Annotated in this window: 18 protein-coding genes; 15 read left to right on the top strand and 3 right to left on the bottom strand. The window is 68.3% G+C overall.

Annotation, left to right across the window (positions count from 1 at the left end; all coding sequences use genetic code 11):
* Nucleotides 1-20: 20 nt before the first annotated feature.
* Genes rfbB through dctD form a run of 6 tightly spaced genes read left to right on the top strand, consistent with a single transcriptional unit; the run spans nucleotide 21 to nucleotide 6594 of the window.
* Complete coding sequence (rfbB, locus tag SZ55_RS10595) at nucleotides 21-1085, top strand: dTDP-glucose 4,6-dehydratase (protein ID WP_044405361.1); 1065 nt, start codon at nucleotides 21-23, stop codon at nucleotides 1083-1085.
* The gene (gene rfbA / locus SZ55_RS10590; protein ID WP_044405359.1) at nucleotides 1082-1954 is read left to right on the top strand and encodes a glucose-1-phosphate thymidylyltransferase RfbA; all 873 of its coding nucleotides are present in this window, start codon (nucleotides 1082-1084) and stop codon (nucleotides 1952-1954) included. The genes rfbB and rfbA overlap by 4 nt, the downstream gene beginning before the upstream one ends.
* Nucleotides 1951-2496, top strand: coding sequence for a dTDP-4-dehydrorhamnose 3,5-epimerase (gene rfbC / locus SZ55_RS10585; RefSeq protein WP_044405357.1), 546 nt, complete (start codon nucleotides 1951-1953; stop codon nucleotides 2494-2496). Before rfbA ends, rfbC begins: the two co-directional genes overlap by 4 nt.
* Complete coding sequence (rfbD, locus tag SZ55_RS10580; RefSeq protein WP_044405355.1) at nucleotides 2493-3359, top strand: dTDP-4-dehydrorhamnose reductase; 867 nt, start codon at nucleotides 2493-2495, stop codon at nucleotides 3357-3359. The genes rfbC and rfbD overlap by 4 nt, the downstream gene beginning before the upstream one ends.
* Before the next feature lie 47 nt (nucleotides 3360-3406).
* Nucleotides 3407-5221 (top strand): sensor histidine kinase, encoded by a 1815-nt coding sequence (locus SZ55_RS10575; protein ID WP_044405353.1) that lies wholly within the window; start codon nucleotides 3407-3409, stop codon nucleotides 5219-5221.
* On the top strand, nucleotides 5218-6594 hold the full coding sequence (gene dctD / locus SZ55_RS10570; protein WP_044405351.1) for a two-component system response regulator DctD: 1377 nt from the start codon (nucleotides 5218-5220) through the stop codon (nucleotides 6592-6594). Before SZ55_RS10575 ends, dctD begins: the two co-directional genes overlap by 4 nt.
* 270 nt (nucleotides 6595-6864) lie before the next feature.
* Here the strand turns inward: dctD and SZ55_RS10565 are convergent, their stop codons facing one another.
* The gene (locus SZ55_RS10565) at nucleotides 6865-7230 is read right to left on the bottom strand and encodes a DUF5064 family protein (protein ID WP_044405350.1); all 366 of its coding nucleotides are present in this window, start codon (nucleotides 7228-7230) and stop codon (nucleotides 6865-6867) included.
* A gap of 374 nt (nucleotides 7231-7604) precedes the next feature.
* Here SZ55_RS10565 and arcD point away from each other — a divergent pair, with 374 nt between their 5' ends.
* The 5 genes from arcD (at nucleotide 7605) to SZ55_RS10540 (ending at nucleotide 14682) form a co-directional block, all read left to right on the top strand.
* Nucleotides 7605-9032 (top strand): arginine-ornithine antiporter, encoded by a 1428-nt coding sequence (arcD, locus tag SZ55_RS10560; protein ID WP_044405349.1) that lies wholly within the window; start codon nucleotides 7605-7607, stop codon nucleotides 9030-9032.
* An 18-nt stretch (nucleotides 9033-9050) separates the two neighbouring features.
* Complete coding sequence (gene arcA, locus SZ55_RS10555) at nucleotides 9051-10301, top strand: arginine deiminase (RefSeq protein WP_044405347.1); 1251 nt, start codon at nucleotides 9051-9053, stop codon at nucleotides 10299-10301.
* Nucleotides 10302-10402: 101 nt separating this feature from the next.
* Nucleotides 10403-11413: an ornithine carbamoyltransferase gene (locus SZ55_RS10550; protein WP_044405345.1), complete on the top strand. Its 1011-nt coding sequence runs from the start codon at nucleotides 10403-10405 to the stop codon at nucleotides 11411-11413.
* Between the two features lie 184 nt (nucleotides 11414-11597).
* Complete coding sequence (gene arcC / locus SZ55_RS10545) at nucleotides 11598-12524, top strand: carbamate kinase (protein ID WP_044405343.1); 927 nt, start codon at nucleotides 11598-11600, stop codon at nucleotides 12522-12524.
* 253 nt (nucleotides 12525-12777) lie between these two features.
* Complete coding sequence (locus SZ55_RS10540; protein ID WP_044405341.1) at nucleotides 12778-14682, top strand: beta-ketoacyl synthase; 1905 nt, start codon at nucleotides 12778-12780, stop codon at nucleotides 14680-14682.
* A 73-nt stretch (nucleotides 14683-14755) separates the two neighbouring features.
* Here SZ55_RS10540 and cysQ read toward each other — a convergent pair whose 3' ends face one another.
* Together cysQ and nudE are read right to left on the bottom strand one after the other, a co-directional pair.
* Nucleotides 14756-15577 carry a 3'(2'),5'-bisphosphate nucleotidase CysQ gene (gene cysQ / locus SZ55_RS10535; RefSeq protein ID WP_044405339.1) on the bottom strand — a complete coding sequence of 274 codons (822 nt, stop codon included), beginning with the start codon at nucleotides 15575-15577 and terminating at the stop codon, nucleotides 14756-14758.
* Nucleotides 15574-16140 (bottom strand): ADP compounds hydrolase NudE, encoded by a 567-nt coding sequence (gene nudE / locus SZ55_RS10530; protein ID WP_044405337.1) that lies wholly within the window; start codon nucleotides 16138-16140, stop codon nucleotides 15574-15576. Before nudE ends, cysQ begins: the two co-directional genes overlap by 4 nt.
* A 131-nt stretch (nucleotides 16141-16271) precedes the next feature.
* Here nudE and yrfG point away from each other — a divergent pair, with 131 nt between their 5' ends.
* From yrfG to SZ55_RS10510, 4 genes are all read left to right on the top strand, one after another.
* On the top strand, nucleotides 16272-16934 hold the full coding sequence (gene yrfG, locus SZ55_RS10525) for a GMP/IMP nucleotidase (protein WP_044405335.1): 663 nt from the start codon (nucleotides 16272-16274) through the stop codon (nucleotides 16932-16934).
* Between the two features lie 11 nt (nucleotides 16935-16945).
* Nucleotides 16946-17833 (top strand): LysR family transcriptional regulator, encoded by an 888-nt coding sequence (locus SZ55_RS10520; RefSeq protein WP_044405333.1) that lies wholly within the window; start codon nucleotides 16946-16948, stop codon nucleotides 17831-17833.
* A gap of 129 nt (nucleotides 17834-17962) precedes the next feature.
* Nucleotides 17963-18811 (top strand): formate dehydrogenase accessory sulfurtransferase FdhD, encoded by an 849-nt coding sequence (gene fdhD / locus SZ55_RS10515; protein ID WP_044405331.1) that lies wholly within the window; start codon nucleotides 17963-17965, stop codon nucleotides 18809-18811.
* A complete protein-coding gene (locus SZ55_RS10510) occupies nucleotides 18808-21129 on the top strand; it encodes an FdhF/YdeP family oxidoreductase (protein ID WP_044405330.1) in 2322 nt (773 codons plus the stop codon). Before fdhD ends, SZ55_RS10510 begins: the two co-directional genes overlap by 4 nt.
* Nucleotides 21130-21325 lie beyond the last annotated feature (196 nt).

Genomic DNA, 21325 nt, shown 5'->3' with positions numbered 1-21325 from the left:
CGTCTCAACAGGTCCACGACATGCGCATCCTTATCACCGGCGGAGCCGGTTTCATCGGTTCGGCTCTCGTCCGACACCTGCTGAACGAGACGGACCATGAGGTCCTCAACCTCGATAAGCTGACCTACGCGGGCAACCTGGAATCGCTGGCCAGCATCGAAGGCCATCCCCGCTACCGCTTCCTCAAGGCCGATATCGCCGACAGCGAAGCAGTAAGCCGTGCACTGGCCCAGTTCCAGCCGGACGCCATCATGCACCTGGCCGCCGAGTCCCATGTGGACCGCTCCATCGATGGCCCGGCGGCCTTCATCCAGACCAACATCGTCGGCACCTATACCCTGCTGGAAAGCACCCGCGCCTACTGGTCGTCCCTGGACGCCGAGCGCAAGGCAGCCTTCCGCTTCCACCACATTTCCACCGACGAGGTGTATGGCGACCTGCATGGCGTGGACGACCTGTTCACCGAGACCACGCCCTACGCCCCCAGCTCGCCCTACTCCGCGAGCAAGGCCGCGTCCGACCACCTGGTCCGTGCCTGGCACCGCACCTATGGCCTGCCGGTGCTGCTGACCAACTGCTCGAATAACTACGGTCCCTACCACTTCCCCGAGAAGCTGATCCCGCTGATGATCCTCAACGCCCTCGAAGGCAAGCCGCTGCCGGTCTACGGCGATGGCCTGCAAGTGCGCGACTGGCTGTTCGTCGAGGATCACGCCCGCGCCCTGGTCGAGGTGGTGACCCGTGGCCAGGTGGGCGAGACCTACAACATCGGCGGCCACAACGAGCAGAAGAACATCGAGGTGGTACGCGGCATCTGCGCCCTGCTGGAAGAGCTGGCCCCGGCCAAGCCCGCCGGCATCGCCCGTTTCGAGGACCTGATCACCCACGTCAAGGACCGCCCGGGCCACGACCTGCGCTACGCCATCGACGCCGGCAAGATCGAGCGGGAACTGGGCTGGAAACCCCAGGAGACCTTCCACAGCGGCCTGCGCAAGACCGTGCAGTGGTACCTCGACAATCTGGAATGGTGCCGCCACGTACAGGACGGCAGCTATCAACGCGAACGGCTGGGAGCCCACGCATGAAAGGCATCATCCTCGCGGGGGGCTCCGGCACCCGCCTGCACCCCATCACCCTCGGCGTGTCCAAGCAGCTGCTGCCGATCTACGACAAGCCGATGATCTACTACCCCCTTTCGGTGCTGATGCTCGCCGGCATCCGCGAAATCCTGATCATTTCCACCCCCCAGGACCTGCCGCAGTACCGCAACCTGCTTGGCGATGGCAGTGCCTTCGGCGTCAGCCTCAACTACGCCGAACAGCCCTCGCCGGATGGCCTGGCCCAGGCCTTCCTGATCGGCGAAGACTTCATCGGCGACGACTCGGTGTGCCTGATCCTCGGCGACAACATCTTCCACGGCCAGCACTTCACCGAGAAGCTCAAGCGCGCGGCCAGTGGTGACAAGGGCGCGACCGTGTTCGGCTATTGGGTCAATGACCCGGAGCGCTTCGGCGTCATCGAGTTCGATGCGCAAGGCCAGGCCCTTTCCATCGAGGAGAAGCCCGCCAAGCCCAAGTCCAGCTATGCCGTTACCGGGCTGTACTTCTACGACAACGACGTGATCCGGATCGCCAAGGCCGTGAAGCCCTCGCTGCGTGGTGAGCTGGAGATCACCGACGTCAACAATGCCTACCTCGCACGCGGTGATCTGCGGGTGGAAAAACTCGGCCGCGGCTTCGCCTGGCTGGACACCGGCACCCACGACAGCCTGCTGGAAGCCGCCCAGTACGTGCAGACCATCGAGCACCGCCAGGGGCTCAAGGTGGCCTGCCTGGAAGAGATCGCCTACCAGAACGGCTGGATCGACAAGACGCTGCTGCTGGAGCGGGCCAAGGCCTTCGGCAAGACCGGCTACGGCCAGTACCTCTTCAAACTGGCGGGAGAACAGGCATGAACGTCATCAAGACCGACCTGCCGGACGTACTGATCCTCGAACCCCGCGTCTTCGGCGACGAGCGCGGCTTCTTCATGGAGAGTTTCAACGCCCGCACCTTCGAGGAGGCAACAGGCCTCAAGCGGGACTTCGTCCAGGACAACCACTCCCGCTCGCAGAAGGGCGTGCTGCGCGGCCTGCACTATCAGCTGCAGCAGCCCCAGGGCAAGTTGGTGCGCGTCACCGCTGGTGAGGTGCTCGACGTCGCCGTCGACATCCGCCGCAGCTCGCCCACCTTCGGTCGCTGGGTCGGCGTTCACCTGTCCGCCGAGAACAAGCGCCAGCTCTGGGTTCCGGAAGGTTTCGCCCACGGCTTCGTGGTGCTCAGCGAGTTCGCCGAGTTCCTCTACAAGACCACCGACTACTACGCCCCGGCCCATGAACGCTGCATCCGCTGGGACGACCCGACGCTCGCCATCGACTGGCAACTGGGCGAAGCCCCCCAGCTCTCCGCCAAGGATCAGGCCGGCATGCGCCTGGAAGACGCCGAGGTGTTCCCATGAAGATCCTCGTCACCGGGCATAGCGGCCAGGTCGCCCGTGAACTGGCGCTGGCCCTCGCCGCCCGGGGCGAACTGCTGGTTTTGGGCCGCGACCGTCTCGATCTTGCCGACAGCGAGGCCATCCGCCAGCGGGTCCGTGCCGAGCGTCCCGAGCTGATCATCAACGCCGCCGCCCACACCGCCGTGGATCAGGCCGAGAGCGAGCCCGAGGCCGCCTTCGCCCTCAATGCCACTGCCCCCGGCGTGCTGGCCGAAGAGGCCGCTGCCCTGGGCGCGCCGCTGATCCACTACTCCACCGACTACGTCTTCGATGGCCGCAAGACCGCGCCCTACACCGAGGACGACCAACCCAACCCGCTGGGCGTCTACGGCCGTAGCAAGCTGGCCGGGGAAGAGGCGATCCGCGCGGTGGGCGGTGCACACCTGATCCTGCGCACCAGCTGGGTCTATTCCCTGCACGGGCGCAACTTCCTGCTCACCATGCAGCGCCTGCTGCAGGAGCGCGAACAGCTGAACGTGGTGGACGACCAGGTCGGTGCGCCCACCTGGGCCGGCAACATCGCCATCGCCACCGCCACCCTGATCCAGCGCTGGCAACAAGGCCGCCAGGCCTGGGGCACCTACCACTTCACGGCCGGCGGCGAGACCTCCTGGTTCGGTTTCGCCAGCGCCATCGCCGAGACGCTCAAGGCCCAAGGCAAGCCCTGCGCCCGCCTGGAGCCCATCCCCAGCAGCGCCTACCCGACGCCCGCCCAACGGCCGCTCAACTCGCGGCTGGACGGCAGCAAGCTGCGGCGCGACTGGGACGTCGCCCTGCCCGACTGGCGCCAGGGGCTGGAGGCGTGCCTGCGCCACCCTCGCTGAGCCCGCCGGTGTCATAATGCGCCCCACCCCGGGCGCATCCTGACACCATGACCGCGAACACCCTCCCCTACCGACCCCGCTGGCGCAGCCTCGTGCTGCTGGCGCTGGTGCTCGCGCCCCTGCTCTGGCCCGCGCACCATCTGGCCGACCGCTACTACAACCGCACCCTGGCCGAGCAGAACCGGCAGACCCTCGACCTCTATGTCGCCAACCTGCTGGGCACCCTGCGCCGCTTCGAGGTGCTGCCGCCGATCCTCGCCGACCTCCCGGCCCTGCGCGAACAACTGGCCGCCCCCCAGGACAAGACCCGCCTGGACGCCGCCAATCGCCTGCTGAGTGAGGTGCGCGAGGAAACCGGGGCCGACGTCATCTACCTGATGAATCCAGAAGGCCGCACCCTCAGCTCCTCCAACTGGGACAAGGCCGACAGCTTCGTCGGCCGCGACTTCTCCTTCCGCCCCTACTTCCGCGAAGCCCTGCAGGGCCGCCAGGGGCGCTTCTTCGGCCTGGGCACCACCTCCGGCAAGCGCGGCTACTTCTACGCCAGCCCGGTGCTGGAGCAGGGCCGGGTGATCGGCATCCTGGTGGTCAAGGTCGACCTGGACGACGCCGAAACCCTCTGGGGCAACACCCCCGAGCAACTGATGGTCACCGACGGCAACGGCGTCGCCATCATCACCTCCCGCCCCCAGTGGCGCTTCCACGCCACCCGCGAGCTGGATGCCGCCGAGCGCGCCGCCATCGCCGCCAACCAGCCCTACCCGACCCAGGTGCCCGAACCCCTGCGCCTGCGCAGCCAGGACTGGATCACCCAGAGCCGCGAACTGCAGGAAACCGGCTGGACCGTCAGCATCCTCGCCCCGCGCCTGCTGATCGACCGCCAGGTGCGCACCACCGACGCCATCGTCGCCGCCACCCTGCTCGCCCTGCTGCTGCTCATCGGCCTGATGATGCAGCGCCGCCGGCACTACCTCGACCGCATCGCCCTCGACGCCCGCGCCCGCCAGGAGCTGGAAGCCCGCGTGCAGGAGCGCACCCGCGACCTGGAGGCCCTGAACAACCGCCTCAAGGACGAAGTGCTCGAACGCGAGCAGGCCCAGCAGGAACTGGTGCGCGCCCAGGACGAACTGGTGCAGTCCGGCAAGCTCTCCGCCCTCGGCACCATGTCCGCCAGCATCAGCCACGAGCTCAACCAGCCCCTGGCGGCCATCCGCAGCTACGCCGACAACGCCGTGGTGCTGCTCGACCACCAGCGCCATGACGACGCCCGCGCCAACCTCAACCTGATCAGCGAGCTGACCGGGCGCATGGCCTCGATCATCGCCCACCTGCGCGCCTTCGCCCGGCGCGACCGCCACGCCCCCGAGAGCGTCGCCCTGCAGCCGGCGGTGGACGACGCCCTCGCCCTGCTGGCCAAGCGCCGCCGCGCCATGGACGTGGAACTGGTCCGCGACCTGCCCGAGGCCCAGCTCTGGGTCCAGGCCGGCGAAACCCGCCTGCGCCAGGTGCTGGGCAACCTCCTGGCCAACGCCCTCGACGCCCTGGGCGAGAAGCCCCAGCCGCGGCGCATCTGGATCAGCACCGCCGCCCCCGAACCCGGCATCGTCGAACTGCACCTGCGGGACAACGGCCCCGGCTTCAGCGCCGAGGCCCTGCAACGGGCCCGTGAACCCTTCTTCACCACCAAGACCAGCGCCCAGGGCCTGGGGCTCGGCCTGGCCATCTGCGACAGCCTCATGCGCGCCCTGGGTGGCGAGCTGCTGTTCGACAACCACCCCGAAGGGGGCGCCCTGCTGACCCTGCGCCTGCGCACCGCCGTACCCGGCGCCAACCCCCTGTCGCCCGAGGACATCGCCTCATGACCGTACCCCTCGACCCCACCGTCCAGGTCCTGCTGATCGACGACGACCCGCACCTGCGCCAGGCCCTCAGCCAGACCCTCGACCTGGCCGGCCTCAAGGTCGCCAGCCTGGGGGATGCCAAGGGCGTCGCCGACGCCCTCGACCCCGACTGGCCCGGCGTGGTGGTCAGCGACATCCGCATGCCCGGCATCGACGGCCTCGAGTTGCTGCGCCAGCTCCACGCCCGCGACCCGCAGTTGCCGGTGCTGCTGATCACCGGCCACGGCGACGTGCCCCTGGCCGTGCAGGCCATGCGCGCCGGCGCCTACGACTTCCTGGAGAAGCCCTTCGCCAGCGACGACCTGCTGGACAGCGTGCGCCGCGCCCTCGACCTGCGCCGCCTGGTGCTGGAGAACCGCAGCCTGCGCCTGGCCCTCTCCGACCGGCAGCAGCTCAGCGCCCGCATCATCGGCCAGTCCGCCGCCAGCCAGCGCCTGCGCGACCAGGTCGGCGCCCTCGCCGCCACCCAGGCCGACGTGCTGATCCTCGGCGAGACCGGGGCCGGCAAGGAGGTGGTCGCCCGCGCCCTGCACGACCTGTCGAGCCGGCGCGACGGCCCCTTCGTCGCCATCAACGCCGGCGCCCTGGCCGAATCGGTGGTGGAAAGCGAGCTGTTCGGCCACGAGCAGGGCGCCTTCACCGGCGCCACCAAGCGCCGCATCGGCAAGTTCGAGTACGCCAACGGTGGCACGCTGTTCCTCGACGAGATCGAGAGCATGAGCCCCGATGTCCAGGTCAAGCTGCTGCGCCTGCTGCAGGAGCGGGTGGTGGAGCGCCTCGGGGCTAACCAGCTGATCCCGCTGGACATCCGCATCATCGCCGCCACCAAGGAAGACCTGCGCCAGGCCGCCGACCAAGGCCGCTTCCGCGCCGACCTCTACTACCGCCTCAACGTCGCCAGCCTGCGCATCCCGCCGCTGCGCGAGCGGGGCGAGGACATCCTCCTGCTGTTCCGCCACTTCGCCGAAGCCGCCTCGGCCCGCCACGGCGGCCAGCCGCGCCCGCTGGACGCCGGCCAGCGCGCCACCCTGCTGGCCCACAACTGGCCGGGCAACGTGCGCGAACTGCAGAACGCCGCGGAACGCTTCGCCCTGGGCCTGGACCTGGCGCTGGACAACAGCGCGCCGGAGGTGCCCCTCAGCGGAGGCGGCCTCAGCGAACAGGTGGAAGCCTTCGAGAAGGCCCTGATCCAGGCCGAGCTGGCCAACCCCCACAGCTCCATGCGCAGCCTGGCGGAAGCCCTCGGCCTGCCGCGCAAGACCCTCTCGGACAAGCTGCGCAAGCACAACCTGGCCTTCATCGGCGGAAATCCGAACGACGACGGCGAGGGCTAGGCGGAAAACCGCCCAGCGCCACACGCGCTCTGCAGCCACAGGGCACGCCGGGCAAGGGTTTCAGCCATGGAATGGGCCTGGCACAGCCCTTGCTCAGTCGCACGTGCCCGGCACGCGCCGGGCCTGGGCACCCGCCACCGGCCGGCGCCCGCCCGCAACGGCCACAAGCCGCCAGCGGGTCACTCCCTCGATCGGCTGCCCTGCAGCCAGGCGCCGGGCCACACGCCTGCCGTCACCGGTGAAGAGCCCGGCCATCCGCCGGGCTCTTCGTCACTCCTCCCGCTCCCGCAGGAATCGCTCCAGGTCCACCGGCGTCCCCGGTGCCGCGTGCAGCTGCGCGCGCAGGTCATCGAACACCCGCACGTAGTCCCGGTGATGGGCCAGGGGTTCGAGCGCGCCCGGTGCCAGGCCGTGCCGTCGCAGGCAGCGGCAGGTGCGGTGGAGGAAGTTGTAGGCAACGTCGCGGTGCAGGCGGAAGCGATCCTGGAAGGGCTGGCCACTGACCTCACCGACCAGGTCGAAGTGCACATAGGGGCCGTCGTCGTCCTCACGCAGTGCGTAGTCCAGGTCGAAGCGATAGGCCGGGAACGCGCCCAGCGCCTCGCTGCGGATATCCAGGTGTCCGGGGCGGAACATCATTCACCTCCACCGATGTCGAGAAGTCGGAGGATGCCCTGTCCCTGGGCCTGCTTATAGCGGAACGCAATTACCGCCTCGTAGCGTCATTCCCTTCGGCAGCAAGGCGAAATCGCTCACCCGCGCCGTCACCAATCCCCGCAACTTGAATTGAAATGAAAACCGTCTAGCTTGAATCGGACGCTGCTCCAGGGAAGGCCAAAAGCCCCGCCAATCGCGGCTCGCAGTCCTTCATGGAAAGCTGTCGAGCTGTTCAGGTTTTCTGTCGGAAATTGTTCCTCGCACATCGTTAGCTGGCTATTGACCCACGTCATCACTCTTCCATGAAAGGAAGAGCCAACTAAGCACAGTTCCTACTCGAATGGAGGTGCAAGATGTCAGACTCCACGCACAAACTCCGACTTGGCGCGCTCGTCGCCCTGGTGGTCGGTTCCATGATCGGCGGCGGGATCTTCTCCCTGCCCCAGAACATGGCAGCCAGTGCAGATGCCGGCGCGATCCTCATCGGCTGGGCGATCACCGCCGTCGGCATGCTGACCCTGGCGTTCGTCTTCCAGACCCTGGCCAACCGCAAGCCCGACCTCGACGGCGGCGTCTACGCCTATGCCAAGGCCGGCTTCGGCGACTACATGGGCTTCTCCTCGGCCTGGGGCTACTGGATCAGCGCCTGGCTGGGCAACGTCGGCTACTTCGTCCTGCTGTTCGGCACCCTCGGCTACTTCTTCCCGATCTTCGGCGAGGGCAACACGCCCGCTGCCATCGTCGGCGCCTCGGTGGTGCTCTGGGCGGTGCATTTCCTGGTGCTGCGCGGCATCCGGGAAGCGGCCTTCATCAACCTCGTGACCACCATCGCCAAGGTGGTGCCGCTGTTCCTGTTCATCCTCATCTGCCTGTTCGCCTTCAAGCTGGACATCTTCACCGCTGACATCTGGGGTACCAAGAACCCCGAGCTGGGCAACGTGATGAACCAGGTGCGCAACATGATGCTGGTCACCGTCTGGGTGTTCATCGGCATCGAGGGCGCGAGCATCTTCTCCGCCCGCGCCGAGAAGCGCAGCGACGTCGGCAAGGCCACCATCCTCGGCTTCGTCATCGTGCTGCTGTTGCTGGTGCTGGTGAACGTGCTGTCCCTCGGCATCATGACCCAGCCGGAACTGGCCCAGCTGAAGAACCCCTCCATGGCGGCCGTGCTGGAGCACGTGGTGGGGCACTGGGGCGCGGTGCTGATCAGCGTCGGCCTGGTGGTCTCGCTGGTCGGGGCGCTGCTGTCCTGGGTGCTGCTGTGTGCGGAGATCCTCTTCGCCGCCGCGAAGGACCACACCATGCCGGAGTTCCTGCGTCGCGAGAACGCCAACCACGTTCCCGCCAACGCGCTCTGGCTGACCAACGCCATGGTGCAGCTGTTCCTCATCGTCACGCTGTTCAACAACAGCACCTACCTGTCACTGATCTACCTGGCCACCTCGATGATCCTGGTGCCGTACTTCTGGTCCGCCGCCTACGCCGTGCTGCTGCCGCTGCGGGGCGAGACCTACGAGCAGGACGCCAGCGAGCGCGGCAAGGACCTGGCCATCGCCGGCCTCGCCCTGGTCTACGCCACCTGGCTGCTGTACGCCGGCGGCGTGAAGTACCTGCTGCTCTCGGCGCTGCTCTACGCCCCCGGCGCCATCCTCTTCGCCAAGGCCAAGCATGAACTCGGCCAACCGGTATTCACCCCTGTCGAGAAGCTGATCTTCGCCGCCGTCGTCATCGGCGCGCTGGTAGCGGCCTATGGCCTCTACGACGGCTTCCTGACCCTCTGATCCGCAAGGAGACCTGCCATGTCCAACGTCAAACTCGGCGTCCACTCCGAAGCCGGCAAACTGCACAAAGTGATGGTTTGCTCCCCGGGCCTCGCCCACATGCGGCTGACCCCGAACAACTGCGACGAACTGCTGTTCGACGATGTCATCTGGGTCAACCAGGCCAAGCGCGACCACTTCGACTTCGTCACCAAGATGCGCGAGCGCGGCATCGAGGTGCTGGAGATGCACAACCTGCTCACCGACATCGTGCAGAACCCCGAGGCCCTGAAGTGGATCCTCGACCGCAAGATCACCCCCGACCAGGTCGGCGTCGGCCTGGTCAACGAAGTGCGCGCCTGGCTCGAAGAGCAGGAGCCGCGCAAGCTCGCCGAATACCTGATCGGCGGCGTCGCCGGCTCCGACCTGCCGGACAGCGAAGGGGTCAGCGCGATCAAGATGTACCGCGATTACTTGGGCCACTCCAGCTTCATCCTGCCGCCGCTGCCCAACACCCAGTTCACCCGCGACACCACCTGCTGGATCTACGGCGGCGTCACGCTCAACCCCATGTACTGGCCGGCGCGACGCCAGGAAACCCTGCTGACCACCGCCATCTACAAGTTCCACCCGCAGTTCACCGGCGCCGACTTCGAAGTCTGGTACGGCGACCCGGACAAGGACCACGGCATGGCCACCCTCGAAGGCGGCGACGTGATGCCCATCGGCAACGGCGTGGTGCTCATCGGCATGGGCGAGCGCACCTCGCGCCAGGCCATCGGCCAACTGGCACAGTCGCTGTTCAGCAAGGGCGCGGCGCAGAAGATCATCGTCGCCGGCCTGCCCAAGTCCCGCGCCGCCATGCACCTGGACACCGTGTTCACCTTCTGCGACCGCGACCTGGTGACCATCTTCCCGGAAGTGGTGCGCGAGATCGTGCCCTTCATCCTGCGTCCGGACGAGAGCCGCCCCTACGGCATCGACATCCGCCGCGAAGAGAAGCACTTCGTCGACGTGGTCGCCGAGTCCCTCGGCCTCAAGCAACTGCGCGTTGTGCAGACCGGCGGTGACAGCTTCGAGGCCGAACGCGAGCAATGGGACGACGGCAACAACGTGGTCTGCCTGGAGCCCGGCGTGGTCATCGGCTACGACCGCAACACCTACACCAACACCCAACTGCGCAAGGCGGGTGTCGAGGTGGTCACCATCAGTGCCAGCGAACTCGGCCGCGGCCGCGGCGGTGGCCACTGCATGACCTGCCCGATCCTGCGCGACCCGATCGACTACTGAGACCAGGCGGCGGCCGTCACCCACGGCCGCCTCCGCCCCGCCGACGCCACGAGCAGTACAGGCGGGGCCCTTCTTCCGACCTGCCCAAAAGGAGAACGACCATGGCCTTCAACATGCACAACCGCAACCTGCTGAGCCTGATGCACCACAGCACCCGCGAGCTGCGCTACTTGCTGGACCTCTCCCGCGACCTCAAGCGCGCCAAGTACACCGGCACCGAGCAGCAGCACCTCAAGCGCAAGAACATCGCGCTGATCTTCGAGAAGACCTCCACTCGCACCCGCTGCGCCTTCGAGGTCGCCGCCTATGACCAGGGCGCCAACGTCACCTACATCGACCCCAACTCCTCGCAGATCGGCCACAAGGAGAGCATGAAGGACACCGCCCGGGTGCTCGGCCGCATGTACGACGCCATCGAGTACCGCGGCTTCCACCAGGACATCGTCGAGGAACTGGCCACCTACGCCGGCGTACCGGTGTTCAACGGCCTCACCGACGAGTACCACCCGACCCAGATGCTCGCCGACGTGCTGACCATGCGCGAGCACAGCGACAAGCCCCTGCACGACATCAGCTACGCCTACCTGGGCGACGCCCGCAACAACATGGGCAACTCCCTGCTGCTGATCGGCGCCAAGCTCGGCATGGACGTGCGCATCGCCGCACCGAAGGGCCTCTGGCCCAGCGATGAACACGTCGCCGCGTGCAAGAAGTTCGCCGAGGAAAGCGGCGCCCGCATCACCCTCACCGAAGACCCGAAGGAAGCGGTGAAGGGCGTGGACTTCGTCCACACCGACGTCTGGGTCTCCATGGGCGAGCCGGTGGAAGCCTGGGGCGAGCGCATCAAGGAGCTGCTGCCCTACCAGGTGAACATGGACATCATGAAGGCCACCGGTAACCCCCGGGCCAAGTTCATGCACTGCCTGCCGGCCTTCCACAACAGCGAGACCAAGGTCGGCAAGCAGATCGCCGAGCAGTACCCGAACCTGAAGAACGGCATCGAAGTCACCGAGGACGTCTTCGAGTCCCCCTACAACATCGCCTTTGAGCAGGCGGAAAACCGCATGCACACCATCAAGGCGATTCTGGTCTCGACCCTCGCCGACATCTGATTCCAGTTCGCCACAGGGGCGCTGGCTTTGTCGGCCGCACTGCGCGGCTCCTCACCGTACCGGGGTACGGGTCGTCGCTGCTCGCTTGCCTTCGCGCCATCATCCCCTGTGGCTTCCTGGAATCCGAGTGATCAGGAGACGGAGCGGAAAACCGCTCCCTCTCCCCTGCAACAGGAGAACAATCATGCGAATAGTCATCGCGTTGGGCGGCAACGCCCTGCTGCGCCGAGGCGAAGCCATGACCGCCGACAACCAGCGGGACAACGTCCGCGTCGCCTGCGAGCAGATCGCCAAGGTCGCCCCCGGCAACGAGCTGGTGATCGCCCACGGCAACGGCCCGCAAGTGGGCCTGCTGGCCCTCCAGGGCGCCGCCTACGACGCCGCCAACCCCTACCCGCTGGACGTGCTCGGGGCCGAGACCGAGGGCATGATCGGCTACATGATCGAACAGGAGCTGGGCAACCTGCTCCCCGTCGAAGTGCCCTTCGCCACCCTGCTCACCCAGGTGGAAGTGGACCCGGCCGACCCCGCCTTCCAGCACCCCAGCAAACCCATCGGCCCGGTCTACCCCCGCGAGGACGCCGAGCGCCTGGCCGCCGAGAAAGGCTGGGCCATCGCTCCTGACGGCGACAAGTTCCGCCGCGTGGTCGCCAGCCCCAGGCCCAAGCAGATCTTCGAGATCCGCCCGATCAAATGGCTGCTGGAGAAAGGCTCGGTGGTCATCTGCGCCGGCGGCGGCGGCATCCCCACGATGTACGAGAACGGCAAGCTCAAGGGCGTCGAGGCGGTCATAGACAAGGACCTCTGCTCCGCCCTGCTGGCCCGCCAGCTGGAGAGCGACCTGCTGGTGATCGCCACCGACGTGGACGCCGCCTACGTCGACTGGGGCAAGCCCACCCAGAAAGCCATCGCCCAGGCCCACCCCGACGAACTGGAGCGCCTCGGTTTCGCCGCCGGCTCCATGGGGCCCAAGGTCCAGGCCGCCTGCGAGTTCGCCCGCGAGACCGGCCGTCCTGCGGTGATCGGTGCCCTGAAGGACATCGAAGCCATCGCCCGGGGCCAGGCCGGCACCCGCGTCAGCACCGCCACCCCCGGTCTCAGCTACCGCTGAAGCCCAGGCCCGGCGCGCCCTCGCGGGCCGCCGGGCGCCTTCTCGGCCGGCAGCACCGGCCGCTCCCCAAGTGACTCGACGGTCATAGGCCGCGTCAGGTATGGCATTCGGTTCGTACGAGCTGCCACCCGGTCCGTGACCGGGCCCCGACCTCGCACCCCTGGCCAGCCGCCCCTGCGGTCTCCTTGGCCCGTCTTCACCGCGTCGTCACCGGGCCCTGCCACGCCATGGTCATTTGAGGAGTGTTCCAGTCATGTCCCGACTTCCGGTCATCGTTGGTTTTGGCGGCTACAACGCGGCAGGACGCAGTTCCTTCCACCACGGATTCCGCCGCACCGTGATCGAGAGCCTCGATGCCGCCACCCGCCAGGAAACCCTGGCCGGCCTCGCCGTGATGACCAAGCTGGTGACCGTGGTCGACGGCCAGTACCTGGACGCCGACGGCAAGCCCCTGGACCTGCCCGCCATCGAAGCCCGCTACGGCGAGCGCGTGCTGGCCTCCACCCTGGTGCGCCGTATCGAGAAGAGCTTCCTCGACGTGGACGCCGCGCCCTGGCAGAAAAGCATCGGCGTGACCCCCGAGGACGGCGCCCACATCACCTTCATCACCTCGCGCAAGCAGCTGCCCGAGCCCCTACCGGCCAGCTGGAGCGTGGAAACCCTGGACAGCGGCGAGGTGCGCGTCACCCTCGGTGGCACCAGCGAATTCAAGGTCGAGAGCTTCCGCGCGCTGCCGGTGAAATCCGCCGGCCAGCTGCCCAGCGGCTTCGAGCCCGGCGAGCTGTACAACTCCCGCTTCCACCCCCGCGGCCTGCAGCTGTCGGTGGTGGCCGCCACCGACGCCATCCGCTCCATCGGTCTGCCCTGGCAGCAGATCGTCGATCAGGTGCAGCCCGACGAGATCGCCGTGTTCTCCGGCAGCATCATGAGCCAGCTCGACGAGAACGGCTTCGGCGGCCTCATGCAGTCGCGCCTCAAGGGCGGCCGCGTCACCGCCAAGCAGTTGCCCCTGGGCCTGAACACCATGCCCGCCGACTTCATCAACGCCTACGTGCTGGGCAGCGTCGGCACCACCGGCAGCGTCACCGGCGCCTGCGCCACCTTCCTCTACAACCTGCAGAAGGCCATCGAGCAGATCACCAGCGGCCGCGCCCGCGTCGCCCTGGTGGGCAACGCCGAAGCACCGATCAACCAGGAATGCATCGACGGCTACGGCGCCATGGGCGCCCTGGCCACCGAAGACGGCCTGCGCCAGGTCGGCGGCCGCGACGACGTGGACTTCCGCCGCGCCAGCCGCCCGTTCGGCGAGAACTGCGGCTTCACCCTGGCCGAGTCCAGCCAGTACGTGGTGCTGATGGATGACGAACTGGCCCTGCAGCTGGGCGCCGACATCCACGGCGCCGTCACCGACGTGTTCATCAACGCCGACGGCTTCAAGAAGTCCATTTCCGCACCCGGCCCGGGCAACTACCTGACCCTGGCCAAGGCCGTGGCCAGCGCCACCCAGCTGTTCGGCAGCGACGCCGTGCGCCAGCGCAGCTTCGTCCACGCCCACGGCTCCAGCACCCCGGCCAACCGCGTCACCGAATCCGAGCTGCTGGACCGCGTGGCCGGCGCCTTCGGCATCGACAACTGGCCGCTGACCGCCGTGAAGGCCTTCGTCGGCCACTCCCTCGCCGCCGCCAGCGGCGACCAGCTGATCTCCGCCCTCGGCACCTTCCGCTACGGCATCCTGCCGGGCATCAAGACCATCGACCGGGTCGCCGACGACGTCCACCAGCAGCGCCTGGCCATTCCCCTGGCCGACCAGCGCGACCGGGCGAACCTGGACATCTGCTTCATCAACTCCAAGGGCTTCGGCGGCAACAACGCCACCGGTGTGGTGATCAGCCCGCGCCTGGCCGAGCGCATGCTGCACAAGCGCCACGGCGCCGACGCCTTCGCCGCCTACCTGGACAAGCGCGAGGCCACCCGCGCCGCCGCCCGCGACTACGACGCCCGCGCCCTGATGGGCGAGCTGGACATCATCTACAACTTCGGCAACGACCTGATCGACGACCGCGAGCTGGAAGTCTCCACCGAAGGCGTGAAGGTCCCCGGCTTCGCCCGCCCGCTGCTCTACGCCCGCGACGAACGCTTCAGCGACATGCTCGACTGATCCTGACTGACTGAACTGAGCCTGGTGGGCTTTGGCGGAACACCACCCGGCCCACCCGGTTCAGGGAGCTGGCTCACGCCAGCTCGCGGGCCAGCGCCAGCAGTTCGCCGCGCCATGCGGCCTGCGCCGGCAGGGCCAGGAAGGAGGGATTGAGGAAGGATTCCCGCGCCCCGTAGCCCAGCGGCGCACCCGCCAGGTCCAGCACCTCGCCACCGGCCCCCTCCAGCACGCCCTGGGCCGCTGCCGTGTCCCACTGGGACGTCGGCGCCAGGCGCGGGTAGCAATCCGCCGCCCCCTCGGCCAGCAGGCAGAACTTCAGGGAGCTGCCGATGTTGGCCAGCGAGAGTTCGCCGAAACGCTCGCCGAGCCCCGCCAGCAGGCGCTCCTGGGCCGGGCTGGAGTGGCGTTTGCTGGCCACCAGGGTGAAGGCCTCGGCCGGCTGCGGGCGCACACGGATGGCCTGGGCCACACCGCCGACATCCTGCTGCCAGGCCCCGAGGCCGGCGCCACCGTAATAGCGACGGCCGCTGGCCGGGATGCCGACCACGCCGAACACCACGCGACCCTGTTCGATCAGCGCGACGTTGACGGTGAATTCGTCGGACCCGGCGATGAACTCCTTGGTGCCGTCCAGCGGGTCCACCAACCACCAGCGCTGCCACTCCGCGCGGGTTTCCAAGGGGATGTCGGCTGCTTCTTCAGAGAGCACCGGGATCTCCGGCGCCAGCGCCGTCAGGCCCTCCACCAGCACGCGGTGGGCGGCCAGGTCGGCGGCGGTGACGGGGGAGGCATCGGCCTTTTCCTCAACGGCCAGTTCGGCACGCCAGAACGGCAGGATGGCGTGACCGGCGCGGTCCACCAGATCGAGGACAGCGGGCAGCAAAGGGTGGCTCATGCAGGGAATTCTCCACGGCGGGTCAACAGGTCTCGGGCAAGGTACAGCGCCGCCAGGGCGCGCCCCTCGCTGAATTGCGGGTGTTCGTTGAGGGTGATGAGGTCATGCAGGCTGGCCTGCTCCACCCGCAGCGGCTCGGGCTCGTCGCCCGGCAGGCGCTCCTCGTAGAGGTCGCGGGCCAGCACCACCTGGATCTTCTGGCTCATGTAGCCGGGGGACAGCGACAGCTCGGTGAGCAGCTCCAGGCGGCGGGCGCCGAAGCCCGCCTCTTCCTTCAGCTCGCGGTTGGCGGCTTCCAGCACGTCCTCGCCGGGCTCCACCAGGCCCTTGGGCAGGGACAGCTGGTAGTCGTCGGTGCCGGCGCAGTACTCCTCCACCAGCAGCACGTGCTCCGGATCGGGCAGCGCCACCACCATCACCGCGCCATAGCCGGAGCCCTTGCCCACCAGGCGTTCATAGGTGCGTTCCACGCCGTTGGCGAAGCGCAACTGGAGCTCCTCGACGCTGAACAGGCGGCTGCTGGCAACGATCTCGCGGGCCAGCACGGTGGGCTTCTGACGCATGACGAACTCCTGGTTGGGACCGGCGGGTTATCATACCCCGGCTTTTCCGATTGTCCGTGTCGGAGATTGCACCCTGACGACCGTGCAGGGCGCACCCACGGCCACCACCCCTCGACCCAGCCCGGACACCCATGCCCACCCTCAACTGGCCCGCCATCGACACCGTGCTGCTGGACATGGACGGCACGCTGCTCGACCTGCACTTCGACAACCACTTCTGGCTCGACTACCTGCCCCAGCGCTACGCCGAGCACCACGGCATCAGCCGCGCACTGGCGGACGCCGAACTGGTGCCACTGTTCCGCCAGCACGCCGGGCAGCTGAACTGGTACTGCACCGACTTCTGGAGCCGCGAGCTGGGCCTGTCGATCCGCGACCTCAAGCGCGAAGTGGCGCACCTGATCGCCCTGCGCCCGGACGCCGACCTGTTCCTCGCCACCCTGCGCCGCGCCGGCAAGCGCGTGGTGCTGATCACCAACGCACACCGCGACTCCCTCTCGCTGAAGATGGAGCGGGTCGAGCTGGCGCCCTGGTTCGACCGCATGATCAGCTCCCACGACTACGGCTACCCCAAGGAAGACCCACAGTTCTGGCAGGCCCTGCAGGCCGACTGCCCGTTCGCCCCGGCCCGCGCGCTATTCATCGACGACAGCCTGCCGATCCTGCGCGCCGCCGGCGCCCATGGCGTCGCCCACCTGCTGGCCGTGCGCCGCCCCGACAGCCAGGGCGCCGACAAGGACACCGAGGAATTCGACGCGGTGGACGACTACCGCCAGCTCTGCACCGGCCTCTGAGGACCGCAGGCATGGACATCAAGCAGCTCAAGTTCCTCGTCGCCCTGGATGAGACGCGCCACTTCGGCCAGGCCGCCGCACGCTGCCACATCACCCAGCCGACCCTGTCCATGCGCCTGCGCAAACTGGAGGAGGAACTGGGCCTGGAGCTGGTCCAGCGTGGCCAGCGCTTCGAAGGCTTCACCGAGGCCGGCCAGCGCGTGCTCGCCTGGGCCCGCACCCTGCTCGCCGCCCACGACGGCCTGCAGGCCGAGGCCGCCGCCTGCCGCGGGCAACTGGTCGGCACCCTGCGCCTGGGGCTGGTGCCCCTGGCCGGCTACGACCCCATGGGGCTGATCCGCGCCTTCGCCGAACGCCACCCCAACCTGCGCTTCCAGCTCTTCGCCCTCAGCTCCGAGCAGATCCTCGAACGCCTGGCGAGCAACCAGCTCGACCTCGGCCTGTGCTACCTGGACCGCCTCGACCGCGAGCACTTCGAGTACCTGGAGATCGCCGACACCCGCATGGGCCTGCTGCACGACCGTCGCCACTTCCCCTTCAGCGACGCCGCCCTGACCTGGGAACAGCTGGCCACGCTGCCCCTGGGCCTGCTCTCCGGCAGCATGCATTTCCGCCAGTCCATCGACCACGGCTTCCGCAGCCGGGGCCTGACGCCCCGCCCGCGCCTGGAGACGGACGCCGTGCACCAGCTGCTGCAGGCCGTCAGCGCCGGCCTGTGCTGCGCCATCATGCCGTTGGCCAGCGGCCTCGACGCCCTCGCCGAGCACCTGGCGCTGACACCCATCGAGCAGGCCAATACCCTTGCCCCGTTCGGGCTCATCCAGCGCCGTGGTTTGCCCCGCTCCACCCTCGCCGACACCTGCTTCAGCGAAGCCCGGGGCCTTCTGGCAAGCGCCTGAGCCCGAGCCAGAGGCGCGCAAACCTGACCGATAGACGACATCGATCACAGCATCGGGCAAAGCGATTAGACGGCGCCCCCCGACCGGCCTAGGCTGCCTGAGTCAATCCGCCGCAGGGGAGACCCCGCCATGCCCCGTCGCGCCTCCCGCCGCCCGTTCAGCGCCGTCGAGCCACCGCCACCGCCCACCGATTACCAGTACGTCGAACTGGGTGGCAGCACGCAGCCCGGCGAGGCCGCCCTGGCCGAGGAAAGTGCCCTGGCCATCGCCTACAACGGCATCAGCCACGCCGTGATGATGGTCTCGCCGCGCAACATCGAGGACTTCGTCGTCGGCTTCAGCCTCAGCGCCGGCATCATCGGCAGCCTCGACGACCTCTACGACATCCAGGTCAGCGGCGCCGGCGAAGCCCTGCGCGCCGAGGTGGAGATCGCCAGCCGCGCCTTCTGGGCACTCAAGGACCAGCGCCGCCAACTGGCCGGCAACACCGGCTGCGGCCTGTGCGGCGTCGAGGCCCTGGAGCAGGCGCTGCCCAACCTCGACGTGCTCGCCCGCAGCCCGCTGCCGCCCCTGGAACACCTCGCCGGCCTGCGCCAGCGCATCGCCGACCAGCAGGACCTGGCCCGGCGCAGCGGCGCCCTGCACGCCGCCCTGTTCGTCGACAGCAACGGCACCCTGGCCCTCTGCCGTGAAGACATCGGCCGCCACAACGCCCTCGACAAGCTGATCGGCGCCCTGCTGCAAAGCGAGCAGGACCCACGTGCCGGCTTCGCCGTGGTCACCAGCCGCTGCAGCCTGGAACTGATCCACAAGGCCGTGCGCGCCGGGCTGTCCACCCTGGTCAGCCTGTCCGCGCCCACCGCACTGACCGTGCAATGGGCCCGCCGCCACCGCCTCAACCTCATCCACCTGCCCCACCACAGCGCACCCCGGGTCTACAGCCCGGCGCCGCGCCACGAGAACGACACCCCGCAATGAGCCTGCAACCCGTGCAACCCCGCTACAAACCCTACCGTGGCGCCGCCGCCGGCTGGGGCGCGCTGAAGAGCGTCACGCGCTTCTGGCTGGACAGCAAACAGCCTTTCAAGAACCTGCGCGCCCTGCTCAAGACCAACCAGAACGGCGGCTTCGACTGCCCCGGCTGCGCCTGGGGCGACTCCCCCGAAGACGGCCGCGTGAAGTTCTGCGAGAACGGCGCCAAGGCCGTGAACTGGGAAGCCACCAAGCGCCGCGTGGACCGCGCCTTCTTCGCCCGCTACAGCGTCAGCCAGCTGCGCGAGCAGAGCGACTACTGGCTCGAATACCAGGGCCGCCTCACCGAGCCGATGCGCTACGACCGCGACAGCGACCACTACGTGCCCATCGACTGGGACGCCGCCTTCGCCCTCGTCGCCAGCCACCTCAAGCGCCTGCCCGACCCGAACCAGGCCGAGTTCTACACATCCGGCCGGGCCAGCAACGAAGCGGCGTTCCTCTACCAGCTGTTCGTCCGCGCCTACGGCACCAACAACTTCCCCGACTGCTCGAACATGTGCCACGAGGCCAGCGGCGTCGCCCTCGGCCAGAGCGTCGGCATCGGCAAGGGCACCGTGACCTTCGGTGACTTCGAGCATGCCGACGCCATCTTCGTGTTCGGCCAGAACCCCGGCACCAACCACCCGCGCATGCTCGAACCGCTGCGCGAAGCGGTGAAGCGCGGTGCCCAGGTGGTCTGCTTCAACCCGCTCAAGGAACGCGGCCTGGAACGCTTCCAGCATCCCCAGCATGCCCTGGAGATGCTCACCAACGGCTCCGCCCCGCTGAACACCGCCTTCTTCCGCCCGGCCCTGGGCGGCGACATGGCCGCCATCCGCGGCATCGCCAAGTTCCTCCTGCAGTGGGAGCGCGAAGCCCAGGCCAAGGGCGAGCCGGCGGTGTTCGACCACGCCTTCATCGCCGAGCACACCGACGGCCTCGACGCCTACCTGGCCGAGCTGGATGCCACCGACTGGGCCCACATCGAGGCGCAGTCCGGCCTCGCCAAGGCCGAGATCGAGCAGGCGGCGCTGATGTACCGCCGCGCCGACCGCGTCATCGTCTGCTGGGCCATGGGCCTCACCCAGCATCACCACTCGGTGCCGACCCTGCAGGAACTGGTCAACCTGCAACTGCTGCGCGGCAACATCGGCCGTCCCGGCGCCGGCCTGTGCCCGGTGCGCGGCCACAGCAACGTGCAGGGCGACCGCACCATGGGCATCAACGACCGTCCGCCGGTGGCCCTGCTGGACGCCATCGAGCAGCGCTTCCGCTTCAAGGTCCCGCGGGAGAACGGCCACAACACCGTGGAAGCCATCAACGCCATGCTCGAAGGCCGTGCCAAGGTCTTCATCGGCCTCGGCGGCAACTTCGCCCAGGCCACCCCGGACAGCCCGCGTACCCACCAGGCGCTGATGAACTGCGACCTCACCGTGCAGATCAGCACCAAGCTCAACCGCAGCCACCTCACCACCGGCCGCGACGCGCTGATCCTGCCGTGCCTGGGCCGCACCGACATCGACGAGCAGGCCCACGGCCCGCAGGCGGTGACGGTGGAGGACTCCTTCAGCATGATCCACGCCTCCTACGGCCAACTGGCCCCGCTGTCGAAGCAGATGCGCTCGGAGCCGTCCATCGTCGCCGGCATCGCCAAGGCCACCCTGGGCGACCACCCGGTGGAGTGGGACGCACTGGTGGCCAACTACGACCGTATCCGCGACCTGATCGCCGAAACCATCCCCGGCTTCCACGACTTCAACCAGCGGGTGAAGCACCCGGGCGGCTTCCACCTCGGCAACTCCGCGGCGGACCGCACCTGGAAGACCGCCACCGGCAAGGCCAACTTCAAGGCCCACGCCCTGCCGGCCACCCTGCTGCACGAGCGCGTGCGCGCCACCGGCCAGCAGCCGGACCTGATCCTCCAGACCCTGCGTTCCCACGACCAGTACAACACCACCATCTACGGCCTCGACGACCGCTACCGGGGCGTGCGCGGCCAGCGCCACGTGGTGTTCGCCAACGCAACCGACATCGACCGCCTGGGTTACCAGCCGGGGCAGAAAGTGGACATGGTGTCGCTGTGGGACGACGGCGTGGAGCGCAAGGTGGAAGGCTTTACCCTGCTGGCCTTCGACATCCCCGCCGGGCAGGCCGCCGCCTACTACCCGGAGACCAACCCGCTGGTGCCGCTGGACAGCCACGGCGTGGGCAGCCACACCCCCACCTCCAAGTTCGTGGCCATCCGCCTGCAACCGAGCCGGGAAGGCAACCGCATCCTGTGAGGCGCCGACGGCGTCGCCGGAAACCACGGCGGCGCTGTCGCGGTGCCAGCATGGATGCACCGGAAACGGTATGTCGGAATAAGCCTCAGACAGCGCCAGACACCGCAAGTTCTCCCGCAAAAACAAATACTTAGGGAATGTGAAAAAAGCCGCGCAACTCGTCGGCAAGGGCTTCCGCATGCCGCTTCGCCGTGGC

Source organism: Pseudomonas sp. FeS53a (assembly GCF_000931385.1).
In the GTDB taxonomy this organism is placed as follows: Bacteria; Pseudomonadota; Gammaproteobacteria; order Pseudomonadales; family Pseudomonadaceae; genus Metapseudomonas; species Metapseudomonas otitidis.
This window is presented reverse-complemented; position numbering and strand designations above follow the sequence as displayed.